Below are 20,106 nucleotides of genomic sequence, written 5' to 3' on the forward strand. Positions count from 1 at the left end.
AAATAATATCAAATGAAATATCAACTTTTCCTTTTATTCAGTTTCCTTTCTTTGTCCCTTAGCACTAGGGCCCAATCCAATCATACGCAAAACAAACTTCAAGGTGTTGTAAAAGATCCCAATGGTAATTCATTGGCGGGTGTGACCGTTTGGCTAAACGATAAGATGACGTTAACTAAAACGGATAGTGAAGGATACTTTCAATTCATGGCAAGACCTGGCGAATATATATTGCACCTAAGTTTTGTTGGCTACAAACATTATCAAGCAAAAGTGTCTGTTAAAGAGGGGGAAGGCCTTTCATTGGATATAGTACTTGAATCAAGTCAAGAAGCATTGCAATCGGTAGAGGTGATAGGGCGCAAAGAAAGCGGGTACAAAAACACCAATAGTTTTAGCGGAACGAAAACAGCGACTCCCATTAAGGAGACTCCGCAATCCATCAGTTATGTAACCAAAGAAACCTTGGACGATCAGCTGGCCTTTAAAACCAGTGATGCTATCAAGAATGTGAGCGGTGTGAACCAGTATTCGTATAATAATAATGATTTTGTATTGAGGGGCTTCCGTGCAAGTAACACCCTAATAAACGGCCTGCGTATTTCAACCCGTGGTTGGGCCCAGAACCTGCTACCTTATGTCGAGCGCATTGAAGTAATTAAAGGACCTGCTTCTGCACTTTTTGCCAATACCGATCCGGGAGGTACTATTAACACGGTCACTAAAAAACCCTTAGATGAGGCGCGTAAATCAATCAATTTTACAACCGGGAGTTATAACACTTATCGAACCACGATGGATTTTACAGGTCCGATGAACGATAGTAAAACGCTATTGTATCGGCTTAACTTGGCTTATCAGAATGCGGAATCCTTTCGTATACTGCAAGATGGTTCAGCACTGGTATTGGCCCCTTCTTTTTCGTTTATACCAAACGATCGAACACGTGTTAACTTCGATTTGGTATATCAATATAATAAAGGTCGACTCGATCGAGGGCAACCGATTTTTGGGGCCTCTTCCGGTACGGATCTGTATTCGACACCGATATCCTTTGCCATTGGACGGAAAAATGATTACCAAAATGAGTTGAATCTATTTTCAACCATTTCGCTGCAACATCGGTTTTCTGACCATATCACTTTTAACGCATCTTATCTTAAATCTTTTTATGATGAAGACTTATTGGAACATCGTACATCGAATCAATATGCAGTAGATTCATTGGGAAATCAAATCCCTACTTTAATGGGCATGCAAACGATACGACGTCTGCGGAAAAATTATATTGATAATCTGAGCACTTATTTTAATTTTGATTTCAACACCGGGCCTTTTGAACATAAACTCCTGATCGGTTATGATCATATCCAGGAAACCTTTCCAAAAGGAAACTCTACCTATAATGCCAGTGGCTTTTTAAGCAGCGATGGAACGCGAACCTATAGTACTTATGATCCGCAGCATCCGGAACGATATCAGTTTGAAAATGGGATTCCTAAACCTAATGTGCCTTATTTCGATTTGGCGAATCCGGATTATTCTATTTCAGAGATTTCGCAATATATGAATGTATCGCGCGAGGAAACGCCGACTAAGTATTTCGTAAACGGGGTATATGTACAAGAACAATTGAAATGGAATAGGTTGCAAATTTTATTGGGCTTTAGACAGGAATTCTATACAGATATACTCAATTATACAAAGGCTGATGAAAGGCATGTGCAACAGAAGGCCTTCATTCCAAGGCTTGGCATCGTGTATACACCAATTGAACCTGTAAGCTTTTATGCAACCTATACGGAGGGCTATCAACCCCAAACAGCCAGTACTATAGGCGATCCGGAAACCTATGGTGGTCCGTTTGACCCGCTGATCAGTAATATGGTGGAAGCTGGTGCAAAAATGGAATTCTTTCATAAAGATCTATCAGTTACTACGGCGGTCTATCGCATTGAACAAAACAATATCTTAGTTAATGCAGGAGCGGAGGGAAATCCGGACCTACTTCGGCAAATAGGGCAACAGCAAGCCAAGGGGGTGGAGGTGGAAGCGTATGGAAGCATAACGTCTAACTTTAGTATAACCGGTAATTTCTCCTATAACATAGCAAAGATAACCGAGAGTGATGATGTGAGTGAGATTGGTGAAATGATGCCGAATGCGCCGAAGAGCCAGGGAAATATTTGGATGAAGTATAATTTTATGAGGGGTGCGCTCAATGGAATCGGTGTAGCTCTTGGCGCAAATTATGCGACGCGTAGAAATACAAACAGTGATATCTTGCAGTTACCCTCTTACTGGGTTGTTAACGCTGCGTTGTACTACCGTATTGATAAATTCAAAATACAAGCGAATTTTAATAATCTTCTCGATAAAACGTATTGGGTGGGTGGTTTCGACTTCAATCGACTTTTTCCTGGAGCACCTCGGAATCATTTGGTGTCAATTGGTTATACCTTCTGATTGTAAAAGCAATTAGTGCAATAAATGGTTTTAGAAGAGCGGGTCAACTCGCTCTTCATTGTGTAATAGTGAGCAAATGCGACAAAAGCGTATCATTCGCGTTCCAATGGATTTTTCAGTCTAATAATTTGGTAATTTAGTTTGTCAGATTAAAAAACCTATTATGCACAGTAGAAGGATAAACCATAATCAACGAAACAGTAAACGAAGACCTAGGCATGGAATTACATTCATTGAAAAACAAAGTACACTTGATTTTTCAAGCATTTTACTGTTTTCTTTCATTATTGTACTATTGGTCGCAATTTTTTCAGTTGATGATACGGATATTGTAACCTGGCTGAACGCCTTTACCAAACGATGAGCATCAGTGTTTACCGGTGTTCATCGCTTGTCTTTAATCTTTTGATCTTTAAAAAGGAAAAGAAATAAAACGAATACGAGCGAAGCAATGATTGCGGGAGAAATCCATAATTGCTTCCAAAAATTAACCACTTGTTGTTCTTTCAAATATTCGGTAATATATCCTGCAACCCAAAAACCGATTAGCATACCCACACCGTACATAGCGATGGTAACCAGCCCTTGGGCAGATGATTTAAAGCGATCACCGGCAATGGTATCGGTATAAATTTGTCCAACAACAAATAAAAAATCATAACAGACTCCATGCAATAAAATAGCCGTTATCAACATGAAGGATAAATTATCAGCGTTTCCATAAGCGAAGAGGAGGTAGCGTATAATCCATGCCGCAATACCTATAAGGATTGTTTTTTTATAACCTAATCTGGAAAAAAAGAAAGGGATAAATAATAAGCAAATAGCTTCTGAAAATTGTCCTAAAGCCATTTTGGCGGTTGGATTCGGTAGACCGATAGCGGTTAAAAAGGGATTAGCATTCTGGTAGTAAAAAGCTAGCGGTATACAAATGAGGATGGCTGAAGTAAAGAAAATTAAAAAATCTTTCTGTTTTAGCAACTGTAGCGCATCTAAACCTAAAAGTGATGCCATGCTCTTGTTTTTTTCAGTCTTAACAGGCGGCGTAGCCGGTAAGGTAAAACTAAATAAGCCCAGGAGTAGGGATGAGAAACAGCCTAAAAGAAAGGTGTATTTAAGGGCGCCTGAGGCAATAGCCTCACTTTTATCCCAATGGAAAATATAACTGATGGTTATCCCCGCAATAATCCACCCAATAGTTCCCCATACGCGGATTGAAGGAAATTGTTGGCGTGGATTGGGTAAATGCCTAAAGGAAATGGCATTGCTGAGTGCTAGCGAAGACATATAAGCAATAAAATAAGCCAAAACATAAGGATAAAAATCACTTGCTTGAGTGGCTTGGTACATTAAAAATAACAAAAAGGCCCCAAAAAAGTGCAATATACCGAGCAGTCGCTCCGCTCGAAAATACTTATCGGCAATCAGTCCGATAAAGAAGGGGGCAATAACGGCACCTAACGAGTGTGTGGAAAATATATTGGCCATTTCAAACCCGGTGGCTTTTAAGTTGCTTGTTAGGTAAGTGCCTAATGTGACAAACCAAGCGCCTTTGATGAAATACTCTAAAAACATCATAAAGGACAGTTGGATGCGGAGCGAAAAATTCATGCAAGTTTCAGTGGTTTTTTTCCTAAATTAGTGAAAGTTTTAGAATTTGTTGAAGAATTTTTTAAAGAACTACCATATAGATCCTAATATATTTGACCCTCGAGCATGACAAATGACTTCTAATTTACCTAAACATGTTACCATAGATGCTTTCGTATTAGCGGGCGGGCAGAGCTCCAGAATGGGAGAAGATAAGGGGTTGATACCGCTGAATGGCAAAGCTATGGTGTCCTATATTATCCAAACGCTGCAAAAAGCAAGGCTATCGGTAAAGTTAATCGCTAATCATGCTGCTTATCGAAATTTCAGCCTTCCTGTATATGGTGACGTGGTCATTAATAAGGGGCCGATGGGTGGTTTGCTAACCGCTTTGGAGAATACCTCGGCAGATTTGGTACTTTTAGTAGGGTGCGATATGCCGCTTATATCAGTTGAAGCAATAGCATACTTAATCTCATCCATTGATCGTGAGCATTTAATTGTTTCCATGATTAATAATAAACCCAATCCCTTATTTTCATTATATCCGAGTAGTTTAAAAACTGTGGTCAGAGAACATGTTATGGCGGATCAATTGAAGATGACCGATTTCATCCTAAATAATAAAACAACCCTATGTAAAACTTTTCCTGGACACATGAGTGGGTGTTTTCAAAATATAAACGATAAAGCAGCGCTGCTTGCGTTAGAAACAAATTGGGAGAAAGCAAAACTTGATATCCTGAAATTTTGATAAGCGTAGGCGCTACAGTTCTTTGTTTTTTTTATGTAAAAAAATAAGGAATTTGACTGCTTGACTTTTATTGTGAAAAATAAAAAAGAGTCGACATAAACGTAGTTGAGCTGTTATTATTTAGGTGAATGTGTAGTGCTGAATGCTTTGCGGCAAGTTTTGCGATTCGGTTTATGGTGATGATCATGTTTTTTGTGCTTAATCGGAAAAATAAATCTTAAAACGGATGCGTGGCTAAGTTTTCAATTAAACGAAAGTTTATCTAAGTTTGTGCGCTAAAAAATAATAAGAACATATGGATTTTGCAATAATTGCTGCAGGTGAGGGCTCTCGTTTAGCGAAAAGCGGTTATCCTTATCCAAAGCCTTTGGCTAGGTTAAATGGCATACCCTTGATAGAGCGCTTGATCACTACTTTTGTAGCTCATGGCGCCGATACAATCCATATCATCGTTAACGAAGAATCAACGGAGCTGGCTGAATCGTTGCATTCAAATCGCGAGAATACGCAAATACGGGTTGTGCAGAAAAGCACGCCAAGCTCGCTGCACAGCTTTTACGAATTACTAAAGGAAGTACCGAATATAGAAGAGTTATGCGCAACTACGGTAGATACGATCTTTAAAGAGGAAGAATTTGGCGCTTATTTAGAGGAATTTAGGCGCAATACCTCATTGGATGCTTTAATGGCAGTTACCCCATTTGTAGAGGATGAGAGTCCTTTATATGTGAGAACGAATGCAAGTGGTGATGTAATGGCCTTTACTGACAAAAACGAGGACAGCACGAAGATACTTGTATCTGGCGGGATTTATGCCTTGCGGCGAAAGGCTTTAGCTTGTGTGCCTAAGGCAATTGACAATAATATTGAACGTATGCGCAATTTTCAGCGCCTACTATTAGAAGAGCACTTAAACGTGAAGGCATTTACCTTTGATAAAATAATAGATATTGATCATTTAGCGGATTTACAATTGGCTGAAACATGGTTAAATGATTAAAAATATCTCAATAAATAAGAAGTGAAAAATATTAAAATATTAGGCGTTCGACGAGGAAGGACCTTTTCTCCAAACCACATAGGAAATGACGAAGCTATTTTTTTGTTAAGTGTAGAGGCATTAAAAAAAGAAGGATACGATGTTCATATCTACACCGAGGAAGAGTTTCTTCAGGATGAGACGATTGCTGCTGATACATATATCGTTTCGATGGCTCGTGAGAAAGCTGTTGTAAAGAAGCTACAAGATTTAGAAGAGAAAGGAGCTTGTGTAGTCAATTCAGCTTTTGGAGTGGAGCATTGTTTTCGGACGAATATGACTAACCTACTGTTAGAAAATAAGATTCCCTACCCGAAGAGTATTATTGTGTCGACTGATTGTCGCGATGAGCGCTTATTTAACGAGTTCCCACAACCGGGGGTCTGGATCAAACGTGGCGATTTTCATGCCATCCATAAAGAAGATGTTACTTTTGTTTCCTCAAGGGAAGAAGGTTTGGAAATTTTGAGGGAATATGCATTAAGAGGAATTCCCGATGCTGTTATCTCGAAACATTTGGCCGGTGATTTAGTGAAATTTTATGGCGTTAGAGGAACCGACTTTTTCTTTTGGTTTTACCCCTATGAACATAATCACCATAAATACGCGCATTACGAACAGATAAATAGTAAACTGGTATATAACCCCTTTGATGAGAATAAGTTGAAACAAATAGCGCTGGATGCAGCGGCCGTTCTTAATGTACACATCTTTGGTGGAGATGCAATCATTGATCCACAGGGAAATATCATAGTCATCGATTTAAATGATTGGCCCAGTTTTGCTCCTTGCCGGGAACAGGCTGCGTCTGCTATAGCCCAACTTTTAACAAATATCTTCCAGAAACAGTTAGATGGAATCATTGCAAGTGAAAAATAAAAAGCAAGAGAATAAAGACATTTTTGAGAGTTCATTAAAATCTAATGATACCGAAGAAAAAATAGATATCTATTTTTATCGGCCTATAGGACTTCAAATCGCTTTTTTCTGCCAAAAAGTAGGTTTAACACCAAATGCTGTAACTATTATCAGTATCTTTTTTGGGGTAGCGGCGGGTATCCTTTTCTATTATCCTTCGCTAACTATTAATGTGGTTGGCATGTTACTTTTAATGTTCGCAAACTCACTGGATAGCGCCGACGGACAGTTGGCGCGTCTCACGAACAATAAGAGTAGATTTGGCAGGATTCTTGACGGTTTCGCAGGCGATTTCTGGTTTGCTTCTATCCATATCGCGATATGCCTCCGGGCTATGAATGAAGGTTGGTCTGCTGCTGTTTGGATTTTCGGTATCCTCGCGGGTGTATCTCACTTGGTTCAATCGGCCATGGCAGATTATTATAGAAATGTGCATCTTTTTTTTATAAAAGGGACTAACGGAAGTGAATTAGATAACAGCAAAGATTTGCAGGAAGAGTATGATCAGATGAGCTGGTCTAAACAGGCATGGACTAAGTTTGTTTCCAGAGGGTATTTGAACTATACCAAAATGCAGGAACGTTTCTCTCCCAACTTACAAAAGCTGTTAGGTATTATCCGTAGCGACTTTAAAGAGGGCTTACCTGCAAAACTAATTCATGATTTTCGGCAAATGAATAAGCCACTGATGAAGTACACGAACATTGTACAATTCAATACCCGTGTTATTTTTCTTTTCTTGTGGCTCTTTATTGATTATGCTTGGATTTACTTCTTTTTCGATTTGTTTGTCCTGAATCCTATTTTGATCTATATGTGCAACCGGCAGGAAAAAGTAAGTGCACATTTTTATGAGCGCATTAATGAATATAAAGCGTAAATGGCTAGCAAAGTTTACAAGATACTTTTCTTTGTTATAGGTATTGCAACCCTATGCTACATGGTATACGCACTGGGGGTGGATGTCATTTGGGATAATATAAAAAAGACAGGCTGGTGGTTTTTACCCGTCATCGGTAGTTGGCTTCTTATATACATATTGAATGCCATCGCTTTTAAAGCGATTATTCAAGAACCCCGAATCCCGGCAAGTAATCTTTCCTTTGCATCAGTACTAAAGCTGACAATTAGTGGCTATGCCATTAACTATATTACACCTTTTGTTGCGTTGGGTGGTGAACCTTATCGTATTATGGAATTGAAACCGCGACTGGGAATTCAAAAAGCGAGCTCGTCTGTTTTGTTATATAGTTTAATGCACATGTTCTCTCATGTGTTGTTCTGGCTGGCGTCCATTATATTAATCCTGATTTATGTTCCTATCAATGCCATTATGGTAATCGGATGTTCCGTCATGTTCATCACGGGCGTTGTTTTGTGTTATTGGTTCGGACGGGTTTATAAAAAAGGATTTACCTTAAGTACTTTTAAGGTATTAGCCAAAGTCCCTGGCTTGAAGCGTAAGGTGGGCGACTTTGTTGCCGAAAAACACGATAGCCTTAAAGAAATTGATAACCAGATTACAGAATTATACGCACAGAGAAGAGAACGTTTTTTCAAATCATTAGCCTTTGAATTTATCGCCAGAGTAGTCGGTTGTCTCGAGATTTTTTGTACAGCGAAAGCGATAGGCTTGAATATGAGTATAGTGCAGTCCCTTATTATTAGTTCAGGTTCATCTTTATTTGCCAACCTTATCTTCTTCTTTCCGATGCAATTGGGTACTAGAGAGGGAGGGCTGGCCTTAGCACTGAAAAGTGTGGGGATGCCTGCATCGGCCGGGATTTTCATTGGTATTATTATGCGTATCCGCGAAGTCGTTTGGATTATTATCGGATTGGCACTCATGCGTATATCTAAAACCAACACCGAAGCGAACGAAACATTGGAAGAGATTAACAATAACATCAATATTCAGTAAATATGATTAAAGGCTTATTATTTGATTACGGTGGAACAATCGATACGAACGGTCGGCATTGGGCAAATGTGATTTGGGGGGCGTATCAGGCCGCGGGTGTTGAAACAAGCTTTGAACAATTTATGGAGGCTTATACCTTTGGCGAAAAATCGTTGGCTATTCATCCGATTATTAAGCCGCACCATATTTTCAGTGAGGTGTTACATTTAAAAACTCAGCAACAATTTTCTTACCTTAAATTGGCAGAGGGTGAGTACTCAAAAATAGAAAAAATCGTTAGCCACTGCATGAAGTTAGTTCTTACGACGGTAACAGAGGCTAAGAGAACACTCGACTTATTAGCTGAAACATATCCGATGGTGTTGGTGTCTAACTTTTATGGAAACATCCAGTCGGTATTGGCCGATTTTGGGTTAGCTGACTATTTTAGTGACATTGTGGAATCAGCTATAGTTGGGGTACGCAAACCTAATCCGGCGATTTATCAGCTCGGAGTGGACCGAATCGGTTTAAATTCAGCAGAATGTGTTGTTATAGGCGATTCTTTCAAAAAGGATATTATTCCTGCTAAGGAAGTTGGCTGTAAAACCATTTGGCTTAATGTCGACGGCATTCAAGAGGACCTCTCGGTTGTTGGAAATGAGTTTGCTGATGTGCAAATTACCGATTTTGCTCAGCTTCCCGAGGCTCTTCAAAACATAAATACACAATTTGTTATATAAATAGCTTAACCTCTGTGTTCTCCCACGGAGAGAGCCGTAACATTGCCATTTATCATATATACGGTAAAGTAACTAAAACATTTATTTATTAAATTTGATAGCTGGAATAGGTTTGCCGCATAAAAATGGTAAATTGCTATCTAATTATGAATAAATAGATTGTGATATATAAGTTACGATCTAAACCACATACCGATTATGATAGAAAGCTTGATTAAGCAAAAGATTAGAAATTTATTGCCAGGCTATTTTGCAATGGTTATGGCGACGGGTATCATTTCAATTGCTTCGCTTTTAGTTGGTTTCGGCGTCTTAGCTTGGTTACTATTCTATTTCAACATTTGTTTTTTTTTCGCTTTATTTTGGTTATTCATTTATCGGATTCTATATTATCGTGCTGAAGTGTGGCAAGACTTTAAGAGCTATCAAAGAGGCCCCGGCTTTTTTACTATCATAGCAGCCTTGTGTATTATGGGAAATCAGCTTATCTTGTTTTATCAAGCTTTTACGCTCGCTGGCATAGTACTTTTATTGGCCTTACTCATTTGGCTATTGATAGGTTATGGATTCTTTTTCCATATAACAGTAACGGAAGAGAAAAAGCCGCTAAAAGAAGGAATTAATGGTACATGGCTCGTATTCATTGTGGCTATACAAGCCTTATCCGTACTTATTTCTTTTATTGCCAAGGAATTAGGAGAACTAAGCTATGTTGGTTTGTTTATAGCTTTATGTTTCTTTTTGTTGGGATGTGTCTTTTATCTCTACATCATGTCTCTCATTATATATCGTCTGTCTTTCTTTTCTTTACATGCCACTGAATTTGGTGCTCCATACTGGATCAACATGGGGGCAACAGCCATTTCGACGCTGGCAGGATCCATGCTTATTCTGCACGCAGGTGATTTTGCCTTTCTGTCTCAGATTCTTCCCTTTTTAAAAGGCTTTACGTTATTCTATTGGGCTGCAGGTACTTGGTGGATACCCTTATTATTGTTATTGGGTTTTTGGCGACATGCGATCAAGCGCGTGCCCGTTCCGACCAGTGCAAAGGGTTATGATCCTACCTATTGGGCTATGGTTTTTCCATTGGGTATGTATACGGTTTGTACGTATCGATTAAGTGAGGCCTTATCTATTACATTTCTTAAATTCATTCCAGCTGCCTTTATATATGTAGCATTATTTGCTTGGGTTGCCGTCGCATTAGGATTTATCAGGTATCTATTGTCTCTTGTTCAAAAAGAAACACAAACATAAAGTGGTTTAAATCAGTCACAAAGCAAACAATTACCGGAAAGGATTGTTAAACGGGAGGTGACGTTTGAGTGAAGCGAATCATTTCATATTTACTTAAATTATGTATAAACTCTTCCAAACCTTAAATCGTCGTGCTTTTGTTAAAGCGTTATTAATGACGATTTTAGTGATCGTTTTCGTTTGGGTCGGGTCGCGCAAGCTTCAAAATTTTGATCCGGCACTAATAGCTTATTTAACGGGTACCATCTTTGCTGTTTTTGGAACGACCTATCGGTATGCGGTCTGGACTCAGCGGCCACCTACAAAACTTTATTGGCGTAGAAGTGTTGGATTTCTCTTCAGCGTACATTTTTTTCCTTACTTATGGAACTCCATCCGATTGTTTTTTCGAAATATTCTTTTTCAACGATTTATAGCTTATCGGAGTAAAACTAGATGGTTTGGTCATTTTCTACTGTCGAGTGGCTGTTTGATGGCCTTTGCCATTACAATACCACTTACCTTTGGGTGGATACATTTTGAACTAAAGCCAGGCGATGACACGACCTATCATGCGATGCTGTTCGGTTTTGAGGCAGGAACGTTCAGCCTGGGATCTCCCTTAGCTTTTATCGCCTTTCACTGTTTGGTGTGGTGCTCTGTCTTGGTTACTATTGGTGCAGTGATTATGATGAAGCGCCGATTTACAAATGGTGGATTAATTGCTACGCAAACTTTTGATGATGATTTATTGCCGTTGATTTTGTTGATCGCCATTTCGGTTACGGGATTAGGAATTTCTTATGATTATACGTTTTTAGAGGGTAAAACATACCAGTTTATGGCCGTTACACATGCGATAACGGTAATATTATTTTTGCTGTGGCTACCTTTTGGAAAATTCTTTCACATTTATCAGCGTTTCGCGCAATTGGGCGCTAACTTATATAAAATTGAAGGGAGGCGGCGAGGAATGGCTGTATGCCCACATACTAAAAAAGAATTCGCATCGAAAACACATATCGAAGATTTGAAAAAGGTAACACAAGAGCTCGGATTTGACTTCAGCAAGCCCGATGGTTCAAGTCATCTTGATTTGAGTCCTGAAGGTAAACGCGCCGCTTTAGCAAGAGCGCATTTTCAAGTGAGAAAGGAATCAGGAAGCTTCTTTGGTTAATTAAGAGATAAGGTAAATGGCAACACTCCCTACAACAATTGATGAGATAATCGCCCAATTCGGCCCGCACAAAGCATATGCTCCCCAAGCCGGTTTTTACGGCTCTCACGAGCCTGACAGCCTGGTGAAGACCCATTGCTGTTATTGCGGCATGCAATGTGGTATTCAATTAAAAGTGAAAGAAAATAAAGTAGTTGGATTTGAACCTTGGATGGAGTTCCCGTTTAACGAAGGACGTTTGTGTCCAAAAGGGGTAGAGCGTTATCTTCAGAATAACCATCCGGATAGATTACTAGCCCCTTTAAAACGAGTGGAGGGAAAGGGCTTTCAACAGGTGTCTTGGGACTATGCGATGGATAAAACCGTGGGAGAAATCAAACGCATACAGGAAGCCTATGGTAACAACGCATTCGCTATGTTAAGCGGTGTTTCGCTGACAAACGAAAAAAGCTATATGATTGGCAAATTTGCCCGGGTAGCTCTAAAAACTGCTAATTTGGATTATAACGGTAGGCTTTGTATGGTGAGCGCGGGAGCCGGCAATAAAAAAGCGTTCGGATTGGATCGAAGCTCCAATAGCTGGGCTGACCTAGCACATGCGGAAGTTATCATTGTGGCGGGGGCCAATATCAGCGAAACCTTTCCTACATTGACCCATTATATTTGGCGTGCGCGGGATAATGGTGCCAAATTGATCGTTGTAGATCCGCGTATTATACCCTTGGCACGTACAGCCGATTTACATTTAAATGTAATACCAGGAGGAGACTCTGCTCTTTTTGGAGCAATGCTTAAGATATTGGTTGACAATGATTGGCTCGATCACGAATTTATTGCCAATTATACAAGCGGTTTTCAAGAAGCAATAAATGCCGTAAGGGATTATGACTTGGACTGGGCGGAAAAGTATACGGGCGTAGCTAAAGAGAAAATCTTTGAAGCGGCACGCCTTTGGGGGAAGGCGAAGACTAGCTTTTTGCTTCATGCTCGCGGAATTGAACATCACACAAAGGGGGTAGATAATGTATTGAGTTGTATTAACCTGGTATTGGCAACGGGACGTATAGGTAAGCCTTATTGCGGTTATGGCACGATTACTGGCCAGGGTAACGGTCAAGGTGGACGGGAACACGGACATAAATGTGATCAGCTGCCAGGCAACCGTGATATTACCAACCCGGAACATCGTCAATACATAGCTAACGTGTGGGGAATCAGCGAACAGGAGTTGCCTGGTAAGGGGTTAACCGCCTATGAGCAAATAGAAGCTATTCATCGTGGCGAAATTAAGGGACTGATTTCTATTTGTTTTAATCCATTGGTGTCGTTGCCTAATAATAATTACGTGCGAGAAGCTTTGGAGAAACTGGAGTTCTATATGTGTATCGATAGTTTTCTGAGTGAAACAGCCCGATATGCCGATATTATTATGGCGGGGTCTCTGCATGAAGAAGAAGAAGGAACCGTTACAACTGCGGAAGGACGGGTGGTAAAGATTAATGCAGCGGTGACTCCTCCAAAAAATGCTAGAAAAGATGGCGAGATTTTAATGGAATTAGCGGGGAGACTGAATGAAGGAGATAAATTTAGTTTTGACTCCAGTGAGGCAATTTTTAATGAATTAAGGGTGGCTTCAAAGGGAGGGACTGCTGACTATTTTGGCATTACTTACGAGAAAGTAGTGAATAACATGGGGGTATTTTGGCCGTGCCCTTCGTTAGACCATCCGGGAACACCAAGATTATGGGAAGATAGGAAATTTAAAACACCGGACGGAAAGGCCCATTTCAATGCAGTTAGTTTTAAACCGCCATCAGAAGTGATCGATACGGATTACCCGGTGGTGTTGACAACCGGTCGGGTAGTGTCGCAATACTTAAGCGGTACCTCTACTCGACGGATCGGGAAGTTGGTAGATCAATATCCCGAGCCACTTTTGGAAATACATCCCGAACTGGCGCGCCGCTATAATATTAGGAGTGGAGATATTATTCGCGTAAAAACACGAAGGGGTGAGGCCGAATTTCCGGCTCAAGTGGTAGAGACGATTCGGGAAGATACTGTATTTATTCCCTACCATTGGGGAGGCAAGCACGCTGCAAATCAGCTAACGATTGGAAATCTTGACCCCATTTCGAAGATACCGGAGTTTAAGGTTTGTGCCTGTCAGCTTATTCCAACCGGTGAGGTAGCATCTGAAAAAGTAAAAGAAACGGCTTATCAGAGTCATTTATGATGTTAACAATTAAAGGTCAATAAACTGAATATTATGCCGGAAACAAATTACAATATGGATATGGCGTTCTTTGTAGATATGCAACGCTGTATTGGCTGCCATGCTTGCGAAATGGCTTGTGCAGAATGTGAAACCAACGGACAGGAGAGTATGATTCATGTCAATTACGTCGATCGAGCAGTAAGTGTACAGACCACGGTGCAGGTTTGCATGCACTGTGAAAATCCAGCCTGCGCTAATGTTTGTCCAGCAGATGCCATTCATCAAGATGACTTTGGCGTTGTTCATTCGGCAAATACCCCAAGGTGTATCGGATGCTCGAATTGTGTACTGGCCTGTCCCTTCGGTGTTCCCAAAAAGATGGAGGAGGCCGAGTTAATGATGAAATGTAACATGTGTTATGATCGAACCAGTGCAGGTAAAAAGCCGATGTGTGCAACAGTTTGTCCTAGTCAAGCACTCTTCTATGGTACACGAGAAGAGATTGAACGGATGAGACCTAATAGTGTACCGGTGAATTCCTTTAAATTTGGAAATCAAGAAGTAACCACAAAGGTGTTCGTGATGATGCCGAAAGGAACGACTCAATTAGTAGTTAGTTGATCAAATAACTATGACGCAAAAAAACACACTTCATGACTCCGAAAATATGCCCAATTGGAAAAGGGATTTTCCAATTCAACAAAAAAAGGCGACACATGTAAGTCGTCGGGAATTCGCGAAATTTTTAGCCTTATTTTCGGGCACACTTGCTTTGGCTAATGGCATCATTGTTATACGATCTTTGCTTTTTCCGTCCAAACCCCTGGAAGGTGAGCATTTAGTTTGCCGGGAAGAAGATGTACCATTGGGGAAAATGTTTCAGTTTGAAATTGAAGGGAGCCGTGTCGTTCCCTATATACTGATTCACTTGGCAGAGGGTGAGTGGAGAGCTTTTGAGCAGAAATGCACCCATCTTACTTGTGCAGTGCGTTATAGAGACGACTTACAGAAGATCGAATGCCCCTGCCATCATGGCTTTTTCAGTGGTGATACCGGAGAAGTACTGCAAGGGCCGCCACCAAGGCCGCTCCCCCAGTTAGAAGTGTTAGTGCGAGACGGAAAGGTGTATGTGAAACAAGATGCTAGTTAATTTAATAAATATGAGTGATTTTAGAACTTCACAGAACGAGGCGCATCCTAATAAAACGAACACCTTAATGCTAGGGATCATCTTACTATTGGTTCTTTTTGTAAGCATACAGATTTGGTTTCTATTCGGTGCGCTTAATAATGCGCTTCAAGATAATATCTACTTTGCCATTACCACCTTCGTTGGTTCGCTTTTGCTGGCCATAGCATCTTTCCTGCTATTGCGTTATTTACCGGATCCGTTGAAGCCGACCGATAGAAAGAAAAATAATAATTCGTAAGGAGCCGTTAAACGATGTCGCTTTGTTCCAGATCAAGTAAACGTTTCCATTCCGGGTGCCTTCTTATGAATGCAACTACTGCGGGGCATAGAGCCACTAATTTATAACCATATTGCTCTATGTAAGTGAGCGTTTTTTCTATAAGCGCTGAAGAAACGCCCTTTCCTTCCAACGCTGAAGGCACTTCAGTATGTATTAAGTAGATTTTTTTATTACGCTCCTTGTAGTCAATGAAAGCTGTTTGATTTTCTACAAGAAGTTCAAAGCGACTATTTGCTGTGTTTTTGGCCAGTTTAAGGGGGCTGAATTCTTCTTTCATTCGTTTGGGTATTACGTCGTGGACTGATTTTTGGCAAAATAACCTTTTTCCTTTCAGCCCTTGTTTTGCCTACAAATGGGCTTAGCTTCACTTAACACCACACCTTTCAACTTCCTAAACAAATCTACAATTTTGGCAATTGTTTTTATAATTATTTTCGCTCTATGGCGATAAATATTACAATCGACTGGCTTACATTCTGTAGTAAGCTATGCTACGTTCTGTCCCGCAGAAAGCGATTGTTTTGGAATGCGGCGCATTTTACCTAAGTTTGTTTGATTGACTCTTAAAACCATTTGCATGTACAAAGGATTACTCATTGCGTTGGTATCTCTTATATCACTTACCAACTTATCTGCTCAACAGCGTAGAGATTTCTCGGTTATCGCTTATTATACGGGGAATGATAAACAAATAGATCAGTTTGAGATCAACAAACTAAGTCATATTATTTTCAGCTTTTGTCATCTTAAAGACGGAGAATTGCATGTGGATAATGCAAAGGACTCTACCACGATTCAGTATCTCGTTTCTTTAAAGAAAAATCACCCTAAACTGAAAATAATGTTGTCTTTAGGGGGGTGGGGCGGCTGTGAACCGTGCTCGGAAGCTTTTTCCACGTCAAATGGGCGAACGAAATTTGCTCGTTCCGTAAAGAAAGTGAATGACTACTTTGATACAGACGGTATTGATCTTGATTGGGAGTATCCAACCATTGAAGGGCATCCCGGCCATTTATATCAAGCACAGGACAAACAAAATTTTACCGCTTTGATTCAAGAACTGCGGCAAGTATTGGGTAGCGCCAACGAATTAAGTTTTGCTGCAGGAGGTTTTCAAAAATACTTAGATGAGTCGGTAGAATGGGAAAAAATTATGCCACTGGTTGATCGGGTGAATATTATGAGCTACGATTTAGTAAATGGTTATGCAACTGTTACAGGACATCATACACCTATCTTTAGCACGCACGACAAGGAAGAATCAACCGATAGGGCCGTACAATTCTTATTGAAGAAAGGTATTCCAGCTAATAAATTGGTAATCGGAGCGGCTTTCTATACGCGTGTTTGGGAGCATGTTAATGATGTAAACAATGGACTATACCAAGCTGGAAAACATAGGAGTGGTTATGATTTTAAATCGTACGCCACGAATTTAACTACTCAGAATGGATGGGCCTATTTTTGGGATGAGAAAGCACAGGCTCCTTATTGGTATAATAAAAAACAAAAGCTATTTGCCACCGGTGATAACCTTACTTCTGTAAAAGCTAAAACCAAATACGCTTTGGACAATAAATTGGGAGGAATCATGTTTTGGGAGCTTACTTTGGATACCTTTAACGACGGCATGTTAAATGCAATCGATCAGGTCGTAAAACAATGAAGAAACTGCAATTGAGAAATGTCGATGTGGTTCGCTATGTAACGCCCTTAAGAGAGGGGGGCTCTATGCCTGCAATTGTAGAAGCGGATGACGATTTTTTATATGTATTGAAATTTAGGGGTGCCGGTCAAGGGACAAGAGCTTTAATAGCAGAACTGATTGGAAGCGAAATAGCCCGCGTACTTGGTTTGAAAGTTCCGGAATTGGTATTTGCCCATTTGGAAGCTGATTTTGGCCGCCTGGAACCAGATGAAGAAATTCAGGATTTGTTGAAATTTAGTGTAGGATTAAACCTCGGTGTGCATTATTTGTCCGGTGCTATTACCTTTGATCCGGTGATTAATACAGTAGATCCCTTGTTAGCTTCAAAAATTGTTTGGCTGGATGCTTTGTTGATGAATGTTGACCGGACTGCTAAAAATACGAATATGCTCATGTGGCATAAAGAACTATGGCTGATTGATCAGGGGGCTTCTTTATATTTCCATCATAGTTGGCATAACTGGAAGGAGCAAGCGCTAAAACCTTTCGTTCAGATTAAAGATCATGTATTGTTAAGACAGGCGACGCAGTTAAATGATGTTGATCGTTTTGCGAAGGAATTGTTGAATGAGGATTTTATACAAGAAATCGTATCGCTGATTCCAGACGACTGGTTAGGAAATGAGCCGAATTTCCAATCAACTGCAGAGCATCGTCAAGCTTATGCTTACTTTTTGAATGCACGGATAGCAAATTCTGAAATTTTTATCAATGAAGCTAATGAAGCAAGAGCGGCACGTGTTTGAGTATGCGGTGATACGCTTGGTGCCACGCGTAGAGCGCGAGGAGTTTCTGAATATTGGTGTAGTTCTCTATTGTGCTAAACATAAATTCTTGGAAATGCGGTATCATGTGGAAATTGAAAAGTGGTACATGATGGATAAACAGGTGGAAGTTGATGAGGTTATTGCTCATCTAAAATCTTTTAAGGAAATATGTATGGGTGGGCAAGCCGGAGGTACGATCGGTCGATTGGATCGACCCGATCGATTCAGATGGTTGACAGCCACTCGAAGTACCATTTTACAAACCTCAAAGGTTCACTTAGGTTTATGTGAAGATCCCGAAGCCACGTTGAGCCAGCTATTTGAGCAATTAGTACTTTAAATGCAACTGCATCTTTTTATAAGAGTTGCTAAAAATGTACCTTTGTCATCAATGATCAGAATCACAAACAGCCTTATTACACCACCTTGATTCACTTCTTTAGGCTTCTAAAGGTATATGGTGCTTTCTTTTAAGAAAGCATAAGCTTCAATTCATATAATTTGTGATTTTTTCTTTTTAATTTCCTTATGTTCTTACGCTTATTCGATTTTAACCAAAAGGTTAACTATAAAAATGAAATATTGGCAGGTTTAACCGTTGCCATGACGATGATTCCCGAGTCGCTTTCTTTCGCTATTCTAGCTGGTTTTTCGCCATTAACGGGATTGTACGCGGCTTTTATTATGGGGTTTGTGACTGCTATTTTTGGGGGGAGACCCGGAATGGTATCGGGAGGAGCCGGTGCGACCGTGGTTGTATTAATCGCCCTGATGCAATCACATGGTATGGAATATGTCTTTGCTGCGGTCGCGTTGGCAGGCGTACTGCAATTATTAGTGGGTGTTTTTAGGTTAGGGAAGTTTATACGTCTGGTGCCGCAACCGGTTATGTATGGATTTGTAAATGGCTTGGCCGTTATCATTTTTTTGGCACAGCTGGAGCAATTCAAAATAGGTGCGGGTGAAGAAAGTGCTTGGCTCGGTGGAACCGAGTTATATATTATGCTTGGATTGGTGCTACTTACCATTGCCATTGTTTGGCTCTTGCCTAAATTAACAAAGGCTGTTCCTGCATCCTTGGTTGCGATTATCGTCGTATATCTGTTGGTGTTAGGTCTTCAGATAGATACGAAAACAGTGAAGGATATCGCTTCTATCAGCGGCGGATTCCCTCCATTTCATATCCCTGCCGTGCCCATAAATTTGGAGACATTAAAAATAATCTTTCCCTACTCGTTGGTGATGGCAGGTGTTGGACTTATCGAGACCTTGCTTACTTTGAATGTGGTTGATGAAATTGTCGGAAACAGAGGGAAAGGGAATAAGGAAAGCGTCGCACAAGGTACTGCCAATGTTCTGAATGGGTTCTTCTCGGGTATGGGTGGCTGTGCAATGATTGCCCAAACCTTCGTTAATCTTTCTGCGGGTTCCCGAGCTCGCCTGTCGGGTATTATTGCATCACTTACTATTCTTGTAGTTGTCCTTTTTGGTGCCCCTGTTATCGAACGTGTACCCATGGCTGCTCTTGTGGGCGTGATGATGATGGTAGCCATCGGAACCTTTGAATGGGTAAGCCTGCGAATAGTGAATAAAATGCCGAAATCGGATATCCTGATAGGCGTATTAGTGGCTATAATTACCGTGGTACTTCACAATTTGGCTTTGGCGGTTTTAGTGGGCGTTATTATAGCTGCGTTGGTATTTGCTTGGGAAAGTGCTAAACGTATTCGGGCAAGAAAATATGTAGACGAGCAGGGGGTGAAACACTATGAATTGTATGGTCCCTTATTCTTCGGTTCTACCATGGCCTTTATGGAGAAATTCGATATAAGTAACGACCCTAAAGAAGTGATCATTGATTTTCGGGAAAGTCGCGTAGCAGATATGTCGGGTATTAATGCGCTTAATAAATTGACAGAAAAGTATAAGCTGGCAGGAAAGACGCTGCATCTTAAGCATTTGAGCGAAGATTGCAGAATGCTTTTAAAAAACGCAGCCGATGTAATTGAAGTCAATATTCTGGAAGATCCTACATACCGCGTGCCCTCTGATCAATTTTAGCTATACGAAAGTAAAACAAGAGCCGATAAAGAAACCAAAAGCGAACAGCACTGG

Annotated in this window: 19 protein-coding genes; 17 read left to right on the forward strand and 2 right to left on the reverse strand. The window is 40.5% G+C overall.

What is annotated here, in order from left to right:
* Window positions 1-12 precede the first annotated feature (12 nt).
* Window positions 13-2,466 (forward strand): TonB-dependent siderophore receptor, encoded by a 2,454-nt coding sequence (locus ACH11B_RS14410; RefSeq protein WP_377610378.1) that lies wholly within the window; start codon window positions 13-15, stop codon window positions 2,464-2,466.
* Between the two features lie 384 nt (window positions 2,467-2,850).
* Here ACH11B_RS14410 and ACH11B_RS14415 read toward each other — a convergent pair whose 3' ends face one another.
* Window positions 2,851-4,077, reverse strand: a complete 1,227-nt coding sequence (locus tag ACH11B_RS14415) for an MFS transporter (RefSeq protein ID WP_013665954.1) — start codon at window positions 4,075-4,077, stop codon at window positions 2,851-2,853.
* Window positions 4,078-4,189: 112 nt separating this feature from the next.
* Here ACH11B_RS14415 and ACH11B_RS14420 point away from each other — a divergent pair, with 112 nt between their 5' ends.
* The 12 genes from ACH11B_RS14420 (at window position 4,190) to ACH11B_RS14475 (ending at window position 15,474) form a co-directional block, all read left to right on the forward strand.
* Window positions 4,190-4,810: a molybdenum cofactor guanylyltransferase gene (locus ACH11B_RS14420; protein ID WP_013665955.1), complete on the forward strand. Its 621-nt coding sequence runs from the start codon at window positions 4,190-4,192 to the stop codon at window positions 4,808-4,810.
* Window positions 4,811-5,105: 295 nt separating this feature from the next.
* Window positions 5,106-5,810, forward strand: coding sequence for an NDP-sugar synthase (locus tag ACH11B_RS14425; RefSeq protein WP_130857192.1), 705 nt, complete (start codon window positions 5,106-5,108; stop codon window positions 5,808-5,810).
* Between the two features lie 21 nt (window positions 5,811-5,831).
* Window positions 5,832-6,728, forward strand: a complete 897-nt coding sequence (locus ACH11B_RS14430) for a hypothetical protein (protein WP_013665957.1) — start codon at window positions 5,832-5,834, stop codon at window positions 6,726-6,728.
* Window positions 6,703-7,647 carry a CDP-alcohol phosphatidyltransferase family protein gene (locus tag ACH11B_RS14435; RefSeq protein ID WP_130857193.1) on the forward strand — a complete coding sequence of 315 codons (945 nt, stop codon included), beginning with the start codon at window positions 6,703-6,705 and terminating at the stop codon, window positions 7,645-7,647. Before ACH11B_RS14430 ends, ACH11B_RS14435 begins: the two co-directional genes overlap by 26 nt.
* Window positions 7,648-8,688, forward strand: a complete 1,041-nt coding sequence (locus ACH11B_RS14440; RefSeq protein WP_013665959.1) for a lysylphosphatidylglycerol synthase transmembrane domain-containing protein — start codon at window positions 7,648-7,650, stop codon at window positions 8,686-8,688. It abuts the gene before it with no gap.
* A gap of 2 nt (window positions 8,689-8,690) precedes the next feature.
* Window positions 8,691-9,410, forward strand: coding sequence for an HAD family hydrolase (locus ACH11B_RS14445; RefSeq protein WP_130857194.1), 720 nt, complete (start codon window positions 8,691-8,693; stop codon window positions 9,408-9,410).
* Window positions 9,411-9,608: 198 nt separating this feature from the next.
* Entirely contained in the window at window positions 9,609-10,670 is a 1,062-nt protein-coding gene (locus ACH11B_RS14450) for a tellurite resistance/C4-dicarboxylate transporter family protein (protein ID WP_130857195.1), read from the forward strand.
* Between the two features lie 100 nt (window positions 10,671-10,770).
* The gene (locus ACH11B_RS14455) at window positions 10,771-11,826 is read left to right on the forward strand and encodes an MFS transporter (RefSeq protein WP_130857196.1); all 1,056 of its coding nucleotides are present in this window, start codon (window positions 10,771-10,773) and stop codon (window positions 11,824-11,826) included.
* Between the two features lie 16 nt (window positions 11,827-11,842).
* Entirely contained in the window at window positions 11,843-14,062 is a 2,220-nt protein-coding gene (locus tag ACH11B_RS14460; protein WP_013665963.1) for a molybdopterin oxidoreductase family protein, read from the forward strand.
* A gap of 33 nt (window positions 14,063-14,095) precedes the next feature.
* On the forward strand, window positions 14,096-14,665 hold the full coding sequence (locus ACH11B_RS14465) for a 4Fe-4S dicluster domain-containing protein (RefSeq protein ID WP_130857198.1): 570 nt from the start codon (window positions 14,096-14,098) through the stop codon (window positions 14,663-14,665).
* A gap of 10 nt (window positions 14,666-14,675) precedes the next feature.
* Window positions 14,676-15,194 (forward strand): ubiquinol-cytochrome c reductase iron-sulfur subunit, encoded by a 519-nt coding sequence (locus ACH11B_RS14470; RefSeq protein ID WP_377610381.1) that lies wholly within the window; start codon window positions 14,676-14,678, stop codon window positions 15,192-15,194.
* Window positions 15,195-15,204: 10 nt separating this feature from the next.
* Complete coding sequence (locus ACH11B_RS14475; protein WP_130857200.1) at window positions 15,205-15,474, forward strand: hypothetical protein; 270 nt, start codon at window positions 15,205-15,207, stop codon at window positions 15,472-15,474.
* Window positions 15,475-15,481: 7 nt separating this feature from the next.
* Here the strand turns inward: ACH11B_RS14475 and ACH11B_RS14480 are convergent, their stop codons facing one another.
* The gene (locus ACH11B_RS14480) at window positions 15,482-15,793 is read right to left on the reverse strand and encodes a GNAT family N-acetyltransferase (protein ID WP_013665967.1); all 312 of its coding nucleotides are present in this window, start codon (window positions 15,791-15,793) and stop codon (window positions 15,482-15,484) included.
* Window positions 15,794-16,093: 300 nt separating this feature from the next.
* Between ACH11B_RS14480 and ACH11B_RS14485 the strand changes: the two genes are divergently transcribed.
* From ACH11B_RS14485 to ACH11B_RS14500, 4 genes are all read left to right on the forward strand, one after another.
* Window positions 16,094-17,182, forward strand: a complete 1,089-nt coding sequence (locus ACH11B_RS14485) for a glycoside hydrolase family 18 protein (protein WP_130857201.1) — start codon at window positions 16,094-16,096, stop codon at window positions 17,180-17,182.
* Window positions 17,179-17,970 carry a HipA family kinase gene (locus tag ACH11B_RS14490; RefSeq protein ID WP_013665969.1) on the forward strand — a complete coding sequence of 264 codons (792 nt, stop codon included), beginning with the start codon at window positions 17,179-17,181 and terminating at the stop codon, window positions 17,968-17,970. The genes ACH11B_RS14485 and ACH11B_RS14490 overlap by 4 nt, the downstream gene beginning before the upstream one ends.
* Window positions 17,936-18,331 (forward strand): DUF3037 domain-containing protein, encoded by a 396-nt coding sequence (locus tag ACH11B_RS14495; protein ID WP_130857202.1) that lies wholly within the window; start codon window positions 17,936-17,938, stop codon window positions 18,329-18,331. The genes ACH11B_RS14490 and ACH11B_RS14495 overlap by 35 nt, the downstream gene beginning before the upstream one ends.
* Before the next feature lie 188 nt (window positions 18,332-18,519).
* Entirely contained in the window at window positions 18,520-20,052 is a 1,533-nt protein-coding gene (locus ACH11B_RS14500) for a SulP family inorganic anion transporter (RefSeq protein WP_130857203.1), read from the forward strand.
* The last annotated feature ends 54 nt before the right edge of the window (window positions 20,053-20,106 follow it).

It is taken from the genome of Olivibacter sp. EAT-5 (assembly GCF_044784325.1).
Taxonomy (GTDB): Bacteria; Bacteroidota; Bacteroidia; order Sphingobacteriales; family Sphingobacteriaceae; genus Olivibacter; species Olivibacter oleidegradans.

Excerpts from the sequence above, each read along its gene's own strand:
- ACH11B_RS14410 (WP_377610378.1), top strand. The coding sequence starts at position 13 with ATGAAATATCAACTTTTCCTTTTATTCAGTTTCCTTTCTTTGTCCCTT.
- ACH11B_RS14415 (WP_013665954.1), bottom strand. The coding sequence starts at position 4,077 with ATGAATTTTTCGCTCCGCATCCAACTGTCCTTTATGATGTTTTTAGAG.
- ACH11B_RS14420 (WP_013665955.1), top strand. The coding sequence starts at position 4,190 with ATGACTTCTAATTTACCTAAACATGTTACCATAGATGCTTTCGTATTA.
- ACH11B_RS14425 (WP_130857192.1), top strand. The coding sequence starts at position 5,106 with ATGGATTTTGCAATAATTGCTGCAGGTGAGGGCTCTCGTTTAGCGAAA.
- ACH11B_RS14435 (WP_130857193.1), top strand. The coding sequence starts at position 6,703 with ATGGAATCATTGCAAGTGAAAAATAAAAAGCAAGAGAATAAAGACATT.
- ACH11B_RS14440 (WP_013665959.1), top strand. The coding sequence starts at position 7,648 with ATGGCTAGCAAAGTTTACAAGATACTTTTCTTTGTTATAGGTATTGCA.
- ACH11B_RS14445 (WP_130857194.1), top strand. The coding sequence starts at position 8,691 with ATGATTAAAGGCTTATTATTTGATTACGGTGGAACAATCGATACGAAC.
- ACH11B_RS14450 (WP_130857195.1), top strand. The coding sequence starts at position 9,609 with ATGATAGAAAGCTTGATTAAGCAAAAGATTAGAAATTTATTGCCAGGC.
- ACH11B_RS14455 (WP_130857196.1), top strand. The coding sequence starts at position 10,771 with ATGTATAAACTCTTCCAAACCTTAAATCGTCGTGCTTTTGTTAAAGCG.
- ACH11B_RS14460 (WP_013665963.1), top strand. The coding sequence starts at position 11,843 with ATGGCAACACTCCCTACAACAATTGATGAGATAATCGCCCAATTCGGC.
- ACH11B_RS14465 (WP_130857198.1), top strand. The coding sequence starts at position 14,096 with ATGCCGGAAACAAATTACAATATGGATATGGCGTTCTTTGTAGATATG.
- ACH11B_RS14470 (WP_377610381.1), top strand. The coding sequence starts at position 14,676 with ATGACGCAAAAAAACACACTTCATGACTCCGAAAATATGCCCAATTGG.
- ACH11B_RS14475 (WP_130857200.1), top strand. The coding sequence starts at position 15,205 with ATGAGTGATTTTAGAACTTCACAGAACGAGGCGCATCCTAATAAAACG.
- ACH11B_RS14480 (WP_013665967.1), bottom strand. The coding sequence starts at position 15,793 with ATGAAAGAAGAATTCAGCCCCCTTAAACTGGCCAAAAACACAGCAAAT.
- ACH11B_RS14485 (WP_130857201.1), top strand. The coding sequence starts at position 16,094 with ATGTACAAAGGATTACTCATTGCGTTGGTATCTCTTATATCACTTACC.
- ACH11B_RS14490 (WP_013665969.1), top strand. The coding sequence starts at position 17,179 with ATGAAGAAACTGCAATTGAGAAATGTCGATGTGGTTCGCTATGTAACG.
- ACH11B_RS14495 (WP_130857202.1), top strand. The coding sequence starts at position 17,936 with ATGAAGCTAATGAAGCAAGAGCGGCACGTGTTTGAGTATGCGGTGATA.
- ACH11B_RS14500 (WP_130857203.1), top strand. The coding sequence starts at position 18,520 with ATGTTCTTACGCTTATTCGATTTTAACCAAAAGGTTAACTATAAAAAT.